This window comes from Pseudoalteromonas sp. SWN29 (genome assembly GCF_015864465.1).
Classification (GTDB): Bacteria; Pseudomonadota; Gammaproteobacteria; order Enterobacterales; family Alteromonadaceae; genus Pseudoalteromonas.
On sequence record NZ_JADYXE010000055.1, the window covers coordinates 13,181 to 27,757 of the forward strand.

The 14,577-nt window shown below is 42.8% G+C and carries 9 protein-coding genes and 1 pseudogene; all 10 read left to right on the forward strand.

Features of this window, described 5'->3' with window-relative positions:
• Positions 1–189: 189 nt before the first annotated feature.
• The gene (gene rplK / locus I6F53_RS17340; protein WP_002958879.1) at positions 190–618 is read left to right on the forward strand and encodes a 50S ribosomal protein L11; all 429 of its coding nucleotides are present in this window, start codon (positions 190–192) and stop codon (positions 616–618) included.
• 3 nt (positions 619–621) lie between these two features.
• The gene (gene rplA, locus I6F53_RS17345) at positions 622–1,326 is read left to right on the forward strand and encodes a 50S ribosomal protein L1 (RefSeq protein WP_165740516.1); all 705 of its coding nucleotides are present in this window, start codon (positions 622–624) and stop codon (positions 1,324–1,326) included.
• A gap of 322 nt (positions 1,327–1,648) precedes the next feature.
• The gene (rplJ, locus tag I6F53_RS17350) at positions 1,649–2,143 is read left to right on the forward strand and encodes a 50S ribosomal protein L10 (RefSeq protein WP_002958881.1); all 495 of its coding nucleotides are present in this window, start codon (positions 1,649–1,651) and stop codon (positions 2,141–2,143) included.
• Between the two features lie 76 nt (positions 2,144–2,219).
• The gene (gene rplL, locus I6F53_RS17355; protein ID WP_002958882.1) at positions 2,220–2,582 is read left to right on the forward strand and encodes a 50S ribosomal protein L7/L12; all 363 of its coding nucleotides are present in this window, start codon (positions 2,220–2,222) and stop codon (positions 2,580–2,582) included.
• A 271-nt stretch (positions 2,583–2,853) separates the two neighbouring features.
• On the forward strand, positions 2,854–6,879 hold the full coding sequence (rpoB, locus tag I6F53_RS17360) for a DNA-directed RNA polymerase subunit beta (protein ID WP_165740515.1): 4,026 nt from the start codon (positions 2,854–2,856) through the stop codon (positions 6,877–6,879).
• A 104-nt stretch (positions 6,880–6,983) separates the two neighbouring features.
• Positions 6,984–11,159: a DNA-directed RNA polymerase subunit beta' gene (gene rpoC / locus I6F53_RS17365; protein WP_166420076.1), complete on the forward strand. Its 4,176-nt coding sequence runs from the start codon at positions 6,984–6,986 to the stop codon at positions 11,157–11,159.
• Between the two features lie 194 nt (positions 11,160–11,353).
• Positions 11,354–11,728: a 30S ribosomal protein S12 gene (gene rpsL, locus I6F53_RS17370; RefSeq protein ID WP_008165517.1), complete on the forward strand. Its 375-nt coding sequence runs from the start codon at positions 11,354–11,356 to the stop codon at positions 11,726–11,728.
• Between the two features lie 97 nt (positions 11,729–11,825).
• The gene (gene rpsG, locus I6F53_RS17375) at positions 11,826–12,296 is read left to right on the forward strand and encodes a 30S ribosomal protein S7 (RefSeq protein ID WP_010392135.1); all 471 of its coding nucleotides are present in this window, start codon (positions 11,826–11,828) and stop codon (positions 12,294–12,296) included.
• Between the two features lie 27 nt (positions 12,297–12,323).
• Positions 12,324–14,438, forward strand: a complete 2,115-nt coding sequence (fusA, locus tag I6F53_RS17380; RefSeq protein ID WP_165728275.1) for an elongation factor G — start codon at positions 12,324–12,326, stop codon at positions 14,436–14,438.
• 62 nt (positions 14,439–14,500) lie between these two features.
• Positions 14,501–14,577 (forward strand): annotated as a pseudogene (locus tag I6F53_RS17385) (GTP-binding protein); the annotation flags it as partial.

The window sequence follows — 14,577 nt, forward strand, 5'->3', positions numbered from 1 at the left end:
TTATTTAAATTTTAGTATGAAGCTTGAAAAAGGCCGCTGATTAACTTATAATCAGCGGCCTTTTTGTATTAAGGTAAAAATTTATTTTTACTGTGCAAAAAGTACGAAACCAATTTTTAAACTGGGAAGCCGTTAGAGTACGCGTCCTCGCGCGCACAAGGCTGAGACCCACCAAATGAGGTATTTATAATGGCTAAAAAAGTTGAAGCTCTAATCAAGCTACAAGTTGCCGCTGGTATGGCTAATCCTAGTCCTCCAGTAGGTCCTGCACTAGGTCAACACGGTGTAAACATCATGGAATTCTGTAAAGCGTTTAACGCACGTACAGAGTCTATCGAAAAAGGCGCTCCAGTTCCTGTAGTGATCTCTGTTTACGGTGACCGTTCATTTACGTTCGACATGAAAACGCCACCTGCTGCTTACTTACTTAAGAAAGCTGCTGGTATCAAGTCAGGCTCAGGCCGTCCTAACACTGATAAAGTAGGCACAGTAACTCGTGCTCAACTTGAAGAAATTGTTGAGACAAAACGAACTGACCTTACAGCTGCCGATATGGACGCAGCGGTTCGCACTATCGCAGGTTCTGCGCGTGCGATGGGCTTGAACGTAGAGGACTAAGAAATGGCTAAATTAACTAAACGTATGCGTACTATCCGCGAAAAAGTGGAAGTAACAAAAGATTACGAAATCAATGAAGCAGTTGCTCTTTTAAAAGAGTTAGCGACAGCTAAATTCGTAGAAAGTGTTGACGTTGCCGTTAACCTTGGTATCGATGCTCGTAAATCTGATCAAAACGTTCGTGGTGCTACTGTACTACCTAACGGTACTGGTCGTGACGTTCGTGTTGCTGTATTCACACAAGGCGCTAATGCAGAAGCTGCAAAAGAAGCCGGTGCTGAATTAGTAGGCATGGAAGATCTTGCTGAACTAGTTAAAAAAGGCGAGATGAACTTTGACGTTGTTGTTGCATCACCAGACGCTATGCGTGTTGTTGGTCAACTAGGTCAAATCTTAGGCCCACGTGGTCTAATGCCAAACCCTAAAACTGGTACTGTAACGCCTAACGTTGCAGAAGCAGTTAAAAATGCTAAAGCAGGTCAAGTACGTTACCGTAATGACAAAAATGGCATCATCCATACTACTATTGGTAAGGTTGATTTCACTGCAGAGCAATTACAACAAAACCTTGAGTCTCTAATTGTTGCGCTTAAGAAGGCTAAACCTTCTCAAGCTAAAGGTATTTACTTGAAGAAAGTAACTATCTCTACAACAATGGGCGCAGGTGTTTCTGTTGACCAAGGCACTTTAAGCACAACTGTAGCTTAATTAGTGTTTACATGGCGTGAAATTTGTACTATAATTTCGCGCCATTTTGTTGATTAATTTATTAATTAGCAAAGTAAAGAATTCGGGTTGAAGTCCATAATTTCGTTAAGCCTTCGGGGTTAACGATAAATTGGGCTTCCGTCCAAGACCGTAGGTGGCTTCGGCCTTAATATTCACCTACGTAGACGGTGTAGACCCCAGATAGATTTTTCCTAATCCTTCTGGCTCTCGCCGTAAAAAGCATCTCTACCTTGTTTGGTAGGGAAGAGTAGAACAGGGGAATCCGATAATCGGTATCCCCATTAAACCAGGAGTAACACCCATGGCTTTAAATCTTCAAGGCAAAAAAGCAATAGTTGCTGAAGTCAACGAAGCAGCCAATGGTGCTCTATCTGCAGTTGTTGCAGATTCTCGTGGTGTAACAGTTGGCGCAATCACTGCCCTTCGTAAAGAAGCTCGTGCAAATGGTGTTTGGATGAAAGTTGTCCGTAACACTTTAGCAAAACGTGCTCTTGAAGGAACAGATTTTGAGTGTCTTTCTGATTCATTTGTTGGTCCAAGCTTAATCGCTTTCTCATCAGAGCACCCAGGTGCTGCTGCGCGTATCTTTTCAGATTTCGCGAAAAAGAATGAGAAATTCGAGCTTAAAACGGCCGCTTTTGAAGGAAATGTTGTTGATGCAGCAATGCTTGCTACATTACCTACATACGACGAAGCTGTTGCACGCTTAATGAGTGCTATGAAAGAAGCGTCTGCTGGCAAATTGTGTAAAACAATTGAAGCAGTACGTGTACAGAAAGAAGAGCAAGCTGCTTAATTTTAAGCTGTTTAATCTCACTTTCGGTGTAAAATTTATTTGGACGTAATGTCCGTTAATTATTAGGAAATTTGTAATGTCTGTATCTAAAGACCAAATCCTTGACGCAATTGCTGAAATGTCAGTAATGGACGTTGTTGCTCTTATCGAAGCAATGGAAGAAAAATTCGGCGTAACTGCTGCAGCTGCAATGGTAGCTGGTCCAGCTGCTGAAGCTGCTGAAGAGAAAACAGAATTTGACGTAATCCTTACTGGCGCTGGCGCTAACAAGGTTTCTGCAATCAAAGCTGTTCGTAGCGCAACTGGCCTTGGCCTTAAAGAAGCGAAAGCTCTTGTTGAAGCTGCTCCTACACCAGTTAAAGAAGGTGTATCTAAAGAAGAAGCTGAAGCACTTGCAAAAGATCTTACTGAAGCTGGTGCTGAAGTTGAGGTTAAGTAATTTAGCTTTTGCTAAGTTCGCTGCCTGAGAAATCAGGCAAGGGCTGGTGATTATTTAATCACCGGCCTTTTTGCGCTATAGAGTGATGCACTCTTTTAGTTCAAATAAAATCTGATTTTTTCTTTACTTTCAACGCTTTATAGTTTGCTAGTGTTAAAGTGGGATCTAATTAGAACAACAGTTAAATGTTGTAAAATCTTGGCATAGCTGCCAGTTAAGTCTGTTCTTACAAGAACAGGTCGGGTCAAAGATCAGCAAGCTGAGGAACCCCATGGCTTACTCTTATTCTGAAAAGAAACGTATCCGTAAGGATTTTGGTAAACGTCCACAAGTTTTGGATATACCTTTTTTACTGTCTACACAGTTAGAATCGTTTAAAAAATTCTTAGTGCCGGACGCTGATGGCGATCATGGTTTGGAAGCTGCCTTCCGTTCTGTGTTCCCTATTAAAAGCTACTCGGGAAATTCTGAGCTTCAATACGTAAGTTACCGTATTGGTGAGCCAGTTTTCGATGTAAAAGAATGTCAAATTCGCGGTGTGACTTATTCTGCTCCACTTCGCGTGAAACTGCGTCTTGTTGTTATGGACAAAGAAGCACCAGGCACAGTTAAAGACATTAAAGAGCAAGAAGTTTACATGGGCGAAATTCCGCTCATGACAGATACCGGTACTTTTGTAATCAATGGTACAGAGCGTGTTATCGTTTCTCAGCTACACCGTAGCCCTGGTGTATTCTTTGATAACGACCGCGGTAAAACCCATTCATCGGGTAAAGTATTATATAACGCACGCGTTATACCTTACCGTGGTTCATGGTTAGACTTCGAATTTGATGCAAAAGATAACTTATATGTACGTATTGACCGCCGTCGTAAATTACCGGCGTCTATCATCCTACGTGCACTAGATTATTCTAGCGAACAAATCCTAGATATGTTCTTCGATAACACTACGTTTGAAGTAACGAATGGTAAAGTTCTTATGGAACTTGTACCTTCGCGTTTACGTGGTGAAACTGCCGCTTTTGATATCAAGAGCGAAGACGGTGAAGTATTTGTTGAAAGCGGTCGTCGTGTTACGGCTCGCCACATCAAGAGCATCGAGAAGAAAGGCATTAAGCAATTAGAAGTACCACATGAGTACATCATTGGCCGTATTGTAGCTAAAAACTATGTTGATGAGTCAACTGGTGAAGTTATTGCAAATGCAAATGACGAGCTAACTCTAGAGCTAATGGCTGAATTGGTTAAAGCCGGTTACACTAAAATTGATACGTTATATATCAATGAAGTGGACAGCGGTGCTTACATGTCAAATACTTTGAACATTGACTCTGCAAGCAGCCGTTTAGAAGCACTAGTAGAAATTTACCGCATGATGCGCCCAGGCGAGCCACCGACGAAAGACGCGGCTGAAGCCTTATTCCAGAACTTGTTCTTCTCTGAAGAACGTTATGACTTATCTACTGTAGGTCGTATGAAGTTCAATAGCCGTGTTGGTTACGATACAGACACAGGCCCTGGCACATTAAGCAAAGAAGACATCGTGTCTGTTATGAAAGTATTAATTGCTATTCGTAACGGTCAAGGCGATGTTGATGATATCGATCACTTAGGCAACCGTCGTATACGTAGTGTTGGCGAAATGGCTGAGAACCAATTCCGTGTTGGTCTAGTACGTGTTGAACGTGCTGTACGTGAGCGTTTAAGCTTAGGTGACCTTGACGCGATAATGCCACAAGATCTTATTAACGCTAAGCCTATTTCGGCAGCGGTTAAAGAGTTCTTCGGCTCGTCTCAGTTATCACAGTTTATGGACCAAAATAACCCACTATCAGAAGTTACGCATAAACGTCGTATCTCTGCATTAGGTCCGGGCGGTCTAACTCGTGAACGCGCAGGCTTTGAAGTACGTGACGTTCACGTAACTCACTATGGTCGCGTATGTCCAATCGAGACTCCTGAGGGTCCAAACATCGGTCTAATTAACTCATTGTCTACGTACGCACGTACGAATGACTACGGTTTCTTAGAAACACCTTACCGCAAAGTGGTAGACGGTGTTGTAACTGATGAAGTTGATTATTTATCAGCCATTGAAGAAGGTCAGTTTGTTATCGCACAGGCGAACTCAAACTTAACTGAAACCAATGAGTTTGTTGATGAACTTATCCCATGTCGTCACAAAGGTGAATCTACCTTTATGGGTCGCATGGACCAGCAGTATATGGATGTATCACCACAACAGGTGATCTCTGTAGCGGCAGCACTTATCCCGTTCCTAGAACACGATGATGCTAACCGTGCATTGATGGGTTCAAACATGCAACGTCAAGCAGTACCAACATTGAAAGCGGATAAGCCGTTAGTAGGTACTGGTATTGAGTTAACACTAGCGAAAGACTCTGGTGTAACTATCGTTGCTAAACGTGGTGGTGAAGTAATGTATGCTGACGCAAGTCGCATCGTTGTAAATGTACATGAAGAAGAACGCATCCCTGGTGAAGCGGGCATCGACATCTACAACTTAACCAAATACACACGTTCAAACCAAAATACATGTATTAACCAAAAACCAACTTGTATGGTTGGCGAACCGGTTACTCGTGGTGACGTGTTAGCAGATGGTCCTTCGACTGACTTAGGTGATTTAGCCCTTGGTCAAAACCTTCGCGTGGCATTCATGCCATGGAACGGTTATAACTTCGAAGATTCAATCTTGTTATCAGAGCGCGTAGTTGAAGAAGATCGTCTAACGACTATCCATATTCAAGAGCTACAGTGTGTTGCCCGTGATACTAAATTAGGTCCAGAAGAGATCACAGCAGATATCCCGAACGTGGGTGAATCTGCACTAGGCAAGCTTGATGAATCAGGCGTTGTATATATTGGTGCTGAAGTTAAAGGCGGCGATATCCTAGTAGGTAAAGTGACTCCTAAAGGCGAAACACAGCTTACACCTGAAGAGAAGCTACTGCGTGCTATCTTCGGCGAAAAAGCGTCTGACGTTAAAGACAGCTCTTTACGTGTACCAAATTCTGTAACTGGTACTGTAATTGACGTGCAAGTTTTCACCCGTGATGGTGTTGAAAAAGATAAACGCGCGTTAGAAGTTGAAGACATGCAGCTTCGCGAAGCGAAGAAAGACTTCAACGAAGAGTTCCGTATTTTAGAAGCAGGCGTTTTAGACCGTGCACGTAAGCTACTTATAGCTGCTGGTTTTGATGAAGATAAACTTGCATCTCTAAATGCTGAAAAAGTACTTACGCAAAGCCTTGCTGAAGAAGACAAGCAAGCTGAGCTTGAGCAACTAGCTGCACAATACGATGAGCTTAAAGCTGAATACGATAAGAAGTTTGAAAACAAACGTCGTAAAATTACCCAAGGTGATGACTTAGCACCAGGCGTACTTAAGATTGTTAAAGTATACCTAGCTGTTAAACGTCGTATCCAACCGGGTGATAAAATGGCGGGTCGTCATGGTAACAAAGGTGTTATCTCGACTATCGTACCAGTAGAAGATATGCCTTACGATGACAAAGGTCGTACGGTAGATATCGTATTGAATCCACTAGGTGTACCATCACGTATGAACATCGGTCAGATCCTTGAAACACATATGGGTCTTGCTGCACGTGGTATCGGTGAACGTATTGAAGAGATGATGAAAGAACAACGTGAGCTTCATGAGCTACGTGACTTCATCAAGCAAGCATACGAAATTGGCGAATCTCGCCAAGTTGTAGATATTGCTAGCTTCACTGATGACGAAATTCGTCGTCTAGCTGAAAACTTAAAAGGTGGTTTACCAATAGCTACTCCTGCATTTGATGGCGCGAAAGAAAGCGAAATCAAAGACATGCTTGAGCTTGCGGGCTATCCTCGTAGTGGTCAGGTTACACTTTATGATGGCCGTACTGGCGATCAGTTTGAACGTCAAGTAACTGTTGGTTACATGTACATGCTTAAATTGAATCACTTAGTTGATGATAAAATGCATGCACGTTCTACTGGTTCTTACAGCCTTGTTACTCAGCAGCCGCTGGGTGGTAAAGCACAGTTCGGTGGCCAGCGTTTTGGTGAGATGGAAGTATGGGCACTTGAAGCTTACGGTGCTGCTTACACTCTACAAGAAATGCTAACAGTGAAATCGGATGACGTGAACGGTCGTACTAAGATGTATAAAAACATCGTTGATGGTAACCATAAAATGGAACCAGGTATGCCAGAATCGTTCAACGTATTGTTGAAAGAAATCCGCTCACTGGGTATCAACATCGAGTTGGAAGAAAATTAAGCCAATTAGATGCTGCAGTTAACGCTGCAGCATCTGTTACGGCTGAATAGAATGTAGGGACGAAATTATCCGTCCTCAAGATTAACTCCGACAGGAGAGCTAAGGTGAAAGACTTACTTAAGTTTCTGAAGCAACAAAATAAGACCGAAGAATTCGATGCAATTCGCATTGGTCTTGCTTCACCAGACATGGTTCGTTCATGGTCATTCGGTGAAGTAAAGAAACCTGAGACTATTAACTACCGTACTTTCAAGCCTGAGCGCGATGGCTTATTCTGTGCCCGTATTTTCGGCCCAGTGAAAGATTATGAGTGTTTATGTGGTAAATATAAACGCCTTAAACACCGTGGTGTGATCTGTGAAAAGTGTGGCGTTGAAGTAACACTCACTAAAGTGCGACGCGATCGTATGGGTCATATCGACCTTGCGAGCCCAGTTGCACATATATGGTTTTTAAAATCATTACCGTCACGTATTGGCTTAATGCTAGATATGACGCTTCGTGATATTGAACGTGTTCTTTACTTCGAATCATTCGTAGTAACTGAGCCTGGTATGACAACGCTTGAGCGTGGTCAGCTATTAGGTGAAGAAGAATACTTAGATTCACTAGAAGAGCATGGTGATGAGTTTGAAGCTAAGATGGGTGCTGAAGCAGTTTTAGACTTGCTTCGTGAACTCGATCTTGCTCAATTAATTGCTGAGATGCGTGAAGAGTTACCAACAATTAACTCTGAAACTAAGCGTAAAAAAATCACTAAACGTCTTAAGTTAATGGAATCGTTCCACCAATCAGGTAATAACCCTGAGTGGATGATCATGACAGTACTTCCAGTATTGCCGCCTGATCTACGCCCATTAGTACCACTAGACGGTGGTCGTTTTGCGACATCTGATCTAAATGACCTTTACCGTCGTGTTATTAACCGTAATAACCGTCTTAAGCGTCTACTAGATTTAGCAGCACCAGACATTATTGTACGCAACGAAAAACGTATGTTACAAGAAGCGGTAGATGCGCTACTTGATAACGGTCGTCGTGGTCGTGCAATTACAGGTTCTAACAAACGTCCTCTTAAATCTCTTGCTGATATGATCAAGGGTAAGCAAGGTCGTTTCCGTCAGAATCTACTTGGTAAGCGTGTAGATTATTCAGGCCGTTCTGTAATCACAGTTGGTCCTACACTTAAGCTTCACCAATGTGGTCTTCCTAAGAAGATGGCACTAGAGCTATTCAAACCATTCATCTATGGCAAACTAGAACGTCGCGGCATGGCTACGACAATCAAAGCTGCTAAGAAGATGGTTGAACGTGAAGTTCCGGAAGTATGGGATGTACTTGACGAAGTAATTCGTGAACATCCAGTATTACTTAACCGTGCACCAACACTTCACCGTTTGGGTATCCAAGCGTTTGAGCCTGTGCTTATCGAAGGTAAAGCGATTCATTTGCATCCATTAGTATGTGCGGCGTACAACGCCGATTTCGATGGTGACCAAATGGCGGTACACGTACCGTTAACAATCGAAGCGCAGCTTGAAGCTCGTGCATTGATGATGTCAACAAACAACATTCTATCTCCTGCGAATGGTGAGCCAATCATCGTTCCTTCACAGGATGTTGTATTGGGCCTTTATTACATGACTCGTGACCGCATTAACGCTAAAGGCGAAGGCGCGATATTTAAAGATCCAAAAGAAGCAGAAAAAGCATACCGCAGTGGCAATGCAGACCTTCACGCAATCGTGAAAGTACGTATTAGTCAATCAGTTAAAAACGAAGACGGCGTAGTAGAAGACACTATCACTGTTATCGATACAACTGTTGGTCGTGCAATTCTGTCTCTAATTTTACCTAAAGGCATGCCGTTTGCGTCAATCAACCAGCCGCTAGGTAAAAAGCAGATTTCTGGCTTATTGAATGAGTGTTACCGTCGTCTAGGTCTTAAAGATACAGTTATCTTTGCTGACCAAGTTATGTACACCGGTTTCCATTATGCAATGAAGTCAGGTGTTTCTATCGGTATTGATGACTTAGTTATCCCACCGGTTAAAGCACAGATAATTGAATCAGCTGAAGCTGAAGTTACTGAAATCAACCAACAATTCCAATCAGGTCTTGTAACGGCTGGTGAAAAGTACAACAAAGTTATCGATATCTGGTCACGTGTAAACGAAAACTTATCACGTGAGATGATGTCTAACTTGTCGAAAGACACAGTTATCAATGCACAAGGTGAAGAAGTAGAGCAACCGTCATTTAACTCAGTGTTTATGATGGCCGACTCAGGCGCTCGTGGTAGTGCTGCACAGATTCGTCAGTTGGCGGGTATGCGTGGTCTAATGGCACGTCCAGATGGTTCAATCATCGAGACGCCAATCACAGCTAACTTCCGTGAAGGTCTAAACGTACTTCAGTACTTCATCTCAACGCATGGTGCGCGTAAAGGTCTTGCCGATACAGCACTTAAAACAGCTAACTCGGGTTACCTAACGCGTCGTCTAGTAGACGTTGCACAAGATTTGGTAATCAATGAAGATGACTGTGGCACAAAAGATGGCTTAACAATGAAACCGCTTATTGAAGGTGGTGATGTTGTAGAACCACTTCGTGAACGTGTTCTAGGTCGTGTTGTTGCTGAAGATATTGTAATTCCAGGTACTAATACAGTGCTTGTTGAACGTAATATCATGCTAGACGAAAAACTGTGTGATCTTTTAGAAGAGCATTCAGTAGATGAAGTTCGTGTACGTTCTGTTATCACTTGTGATAATGACTTTGGTGTTTGTGCTAACTGTTATGGTCGTGACCTAGCACGTGGTCATATCATCAACGCTGGTGAATCAGTGGGTGTTATCGCGGCACAGTCAATCGGTGAGCCGGGTACACAGTTAACAATGCGTACCTTCCACATCGGTGGTGCGGCATCTAGAGCGTCTGCAGAAAATAATGTACAAGTTAAAACTAACGGTACATTAAAACTTCATAACTCTAAGTACGTACTTAACACAGACGGTAAGATTGTTATTACTTCTCGTTCTACGGAAATTACTATCATTGATAGTTATGGTCGTGAGAAAGAGCGCTATAAAGTACCTTACGGTGCGGTATTAACAGTGCAAGACAATACGGAAGTTCAAGGTAACGATATCGTTGCTACTTGGGACCCGCATAGTCACCCAATCGTTCTTGAGCATAAGTCAAAAGTATCGTTCAGCGATATCGATGATTCAAATACTGAAGCACAGACTGATGAACTAACTGGTTTAACCCGTGTAGTTGTTAAAGATCTTGCTAAAGTAAATACGAAAGAACCAAAGCTTATCATCGAAAGTGAAGAGCGCGGTCTGCAAGAAACACGTCTTCCTTCATTCACTACGATTGAAGTTATTGACGGCGTTACAGCAAACCCAGGTGACGTGTTAGCACGTATTCCACAAGAAGGTTCGAAAACTCGTGATATCACGGGTGGTCTACCACGCGTAGCCGACTTATTTGAAGCTCGTAAGCCAAAAGAACCAGCTATATTAGCTGAGATCACAGGTACTATTAGCTTCGGTAAAGAGACTAAAGGTAAGAAGCGTTTAGTTATTACTCCAGCTGAAGGTGATCATTACGAAGAAATGATTCCTAAGTGGCGTCAACTTAACGTGTTTGAAGGTGAGCAAGTGTCTAAAGGTGAAGTTATCGCCGATGGTCCTGAATCACCGCATGACATCTTACGCCTACGTGGTGTGACTCATGTTGCTAACTACATCGTTAACGAAGTGCAAGAGGTTTACCGTTTGCAAGGCGTTAAGATCAATGACAAGCACATTGAAACAATTATCCGTCAGATGATTCGTAAATGTACCATCATACACGGCGGTGATACTGACTTCTTAGCCGGTGAACAAATCGAAGTGGCGCGCGTTAATATCGCAAACCGTGACCTTGAAAAACAAGGTAAGATACCAGCTAAGTATGAAATCCAGTTAATGGGTATCACAAAAGCATCACTAGCAACAGAATCTTTCATCTCTGCAGCGTCTTTCCAAGAGACAACACGTGTTCTTACAGATGCGGCAGTGAATGGTAAGAGCGATGAGCTTCGCGGTCTTAAAGAAAACGTAATTGTGGGTCGTTTGATCCCAGCCGGTACCGGTTTTGCGTATCATCAAGAACGTATGGCTCGCCGTAAACAAAGCAAAGTAGTAGTAGAAGAGCAAACAGTAAGTGCAGAAGAGGCAACTCAAGCACTTACAGACGCTCTAAATGCTGATTTGTCTGGAAATCAATAAACTGTTCTTAATCAATAGATTAAGTAATCGTGAGACAGTTATATGCTGTCTTACGGTTAGTTTAGGTTGACAGGTTAAACTTTGCTCATTAAAATTCCGCCACCCATTTACTTGTGTGCTCAATGCAGGCTCGTAAATAAAGGGCGGATTTTTTATTTTTTTCAGTAGTAATTTTAATTTCAGGAGCTATTTAAATGGCAACTATTAACCAGCTAGTGCGTAAGCCACGCCGTAGCAAGGTTACGAAAAGTAACTCAGCTGCACTAAAAGCGTGTCCGCAAAAGCGCGGTGTATGTACTCGCGTATATACAACTACACCTAAGAAACCTAACTCGGCGTTACGTAAAGTAGCACGTGTACGTTTAACTAACGGTTTCGAAGTAACTTCATACATTGGCGGTGAAGGTCATAACCTTCAAGAGCATAGTGTAATCCTAATCCGTGGTGGTCGTGTTAAAGATTTACCTGGTGTGCGTTTTCACACTGTTCGTGGTGCACTTGACTGTGCAGGCGTTAGCGATCGTCGTCAAGCTCGTTCTAAATACGGTACAAAACGCCCTAAAGGCTAATTGTATTCCGTTAGTAAGGCCAAGCACTAAATATATATAATTATTGTTTTGGGTGATTGACTCGAAAGAGCAAACCTGAATAAACCGGAGATACAAAATGCCTAGAAGACGCGTAATCGGTCAACGTAAAATTCTTCCAGATCCTAAGTTCGGATCGGAACTTCTTGCTAAATTCGTTAACATCGTAATGTTAGACGGCAAGAAATCTACTGCTGAAAAAATTGTTTATGGTGCGCTAGACGTGGCTGCTGAGAAATCAGGCAAGTCGCACCTAGAAATCTTTGAAACTGCACTTGATAACATCCGCCCACAGGTAGAAGTTAAATCTCGCCGTGTTGGTGGTTCAACTTATCAAGTACCAGTTGAAGTACGTCCAGTTCGTCGTAACGCATTAGGTATGCGTTGGTTAGTAGACGCTGCACGTAAGCGTGGCGAAAAATCTATGGGCTTACGTTTAGCTCAAGAAATCGTTGACGCTGCTGACAACAAAGGCACTGCGGTTAAGAAACGTGAAGACGTTCACCGTATGGCTGAAGCGAATAAAGCATTCGCTCATTACCGTTGGTAATCTGTCTTTAACCTTTAAGAGGATCATATGGCACGTACAACTCCACTTGAGCGCTATCGTAATATAGGTATTGTTGCTCACGTAGATGCAGGCAAAACCACCACAACAGAACGTGTTCTGTTCTACACAGGTCTTTCTCATAAGATCGGTGAAGTACATGATGGCGCTGCAACTATGGATTGGATGGAGCAGGAACAAGAGCGTGGTATCACAATCACTTCTGCTGCAACAACGTGTTTTTGGAAAGGGATGGACGCTCAATTTGACGCCCATCGTATCAATATTATTGATACTCCAGGACACGTAGATTTCACTATCGAAGTAGAGCGTTCTTTACGTGTACTAGATGGTGCGGTAGTTGTTCTTTGTGCTTCATCTGGTGTACAGCCGCAAACTGAGACAGTTTGGCGTCAAGCGAACAAATACGAAGTTCCGAGAATGATCTTCGTAAATAAAATGGATCGCACGGGCGCTGACTTCTTAGCTGTGGTTAGTCAGGTGAAATCTCGTCTTGGAGCAACACCTGTTCCAATTCAGTTGCCTGTAGGCGCTGAGGACGACTTTAAAGGTGTTATTGACCTCATAAAAATGAAAATGATTAACTGGAACGAAGCGGACCAGGGTATGACTTTTTCATATGAGGCAATACCGGCAGAACTTCTGGAATTAGCTGAAGAATGGCGCTCTCATTTAGTTGAAAGCGCTGCTGAAGCAACAGAAGAACTAATGGATAAATACTTAGAAGGTGAAGAGTTAAGTGAAGCAGAAATTAAAAATGCTTTACGTCAACGAACATTAGCTAATGAGATTGTTCCAGTTACTTGTGGTAGCGCATTTAAAAACAAAGGCGTTCAAGCTGTGCTTGATGGCGTTGTTGAATATATGCCGTCGCCAGAGCAAGTGAAACAAATCCAAGGTATCTTAGAAAATGGTACTGAGGAAGAACGTCCTGCTAATGATAAAGCGCCGTTTGCTGCACTCGCTTTTAAGATTGCTACAGACCCGTTTGTTGGAACCTTGACCTTTTTCCGTGTTTACTCTGGTACTGTTAAACAGGGTGACACGGTATATAATCCAGTAAAAAGTAAGCGTGAGCGACTTGGCCGTATCGTACAGATGCATTCAAACTCTCGTGAAGAGATCAAAGAAGTTTTCGCAGGCGATATCGCGGCAGCTATTGGTCTTAAAGACGTAACAACAGGTGAAACACTGTGTGATCCGAATTCTATTATTACGCTTGAGCGTATGGAATTCCCTGAACCAGTAATCTCTATTGCGGTTGAGCCTCGCACTATAGCTGACCAAGATAAGATGGGTATCGCACTAGGTAAACTAGCTGCTGAAGACCCTTCTTTTCGCGTACAAACTGACGAAGAATCAGGCCAGGTTATAATCTCTGGCATGGGTGAGCTTCACCTAGATATCATCGTCGACCGTATGAAACGTGAATTCAGTGTTGAATGTAACGTTGGTAAGCCGCAGGTCTCATACCGAGAAGCTATTCGTTCAACTGTTAAGGTTGAAGGGAAGTTTATACGTCAGTCAGGTGGTCGTGGTCAATATGGTCACGTTTGGCTTAAACTTGAACCGATGGACATTACGGATGATGAGTCACCAATTTACGAGTTCGTTAACGAAACCGTAGGTGGGTCTGTTCCTAAAGAGTTCGTTCCTGCGGTAGACAAAGGTATCCAAGAGCAAATGTCTCAAGGTGTACTGGCAGGCTACCCATTACTTGGCGTTAAAGCGACTTTATATGATGGTTCATTCCATGATGTAGATTCGAATGAAATGGCATTTAAAATAGCAGGTTCATTGGCAATGAGAGATGGGGCGCGTAAAGCTGACCCTGTACTTTTAGAGCCAGTAATGAAGGTTGAAGTACTCACTCCTGATTCAAATATGGGTGATGTAGTTGGCGACTTAAATCGTCGCCGCGGCATAATCGAAGGCATGGAAGATGCATTAGGTGGACTTAAGCAAATTAATGCGCAAGTTCCTCTTTCTGAAATGTTTGGTTATGCGACTGCTTTACGATCTGCAACACAAGGCCGTGCCTCATACTCTATGGAGTTTGTGAAGTACGCTGAAGCCTCTAAAAATGTTGCAGATACAATAATTTCAGCTCGCGCTGTTATATAATTTTAGCTTGTCTGGCTCAATAGTGAGTCAGGCTTTAATTTCTTTATTAGGAATTTTTTAAGATGGCAAAAGAAAAGTTTGAACGCGTAAAACCGCACGTAAACGTTGGTACAATCGGCCACGTTGACCACGGTAAAAC

Excerpts from the sequence above, each read along its gene's own strand:
- rpsG (WP_010392135.1), top strand. The coding sequence starts at position 11,826 with ATGCCTAGAAGACGCGTAATCGGTCAACGTAAAATTCTTCCAGATCCT.
- rplA (WP_165740516.1), top strand. The coding sequence starts at position 622 with ATGGCTAAATTAACTAAACGTATGCGTACTATCCGCGAAAAAGTGGAA.
- rpsL (WP_008165517.1), top strand. The coding sequence starts at position 11,354 with ATGGCAACTATTAACCAGCTAGTGCGTAAGCCACGCCGTAGCAAGGTT.
- fusA (WP_165728275.1), top strand. The coding sequence starts at position 12,324 with ATGGCACGTACAACTCCACTTGAGCGCTATCGTAATATAGGTATTGTT.
- rplL (WP_002958882.1), top strand. The coding sequence starts at position 2,220 with ATGTCTGTATCTAAAGACCAAATCCTTGACGCAATTGCTGAAATGTCA.
- rpoB (WP_165740515.1), top strand. The coding sequence starts at position 2,854 with ATGGCTTACTCTTATTCTGAAAAGAAACGTATCCGTAAGGATTTTGGT.
- rplJ (WP_002958881.1), top strand. The coding sequence starts at position 1,649 with ATGGCTTTAAATCTTCAAGGCAAAAAAGCAATAGTTGCTGAAGTCAAC.
- rplK (WP_002958879.1), top strand. The coding sequence starts at position 190 with ATGGCTAAAAAAGTTGAAGCTCTAATCAAGCTACAAGTTGCCGCTGGT.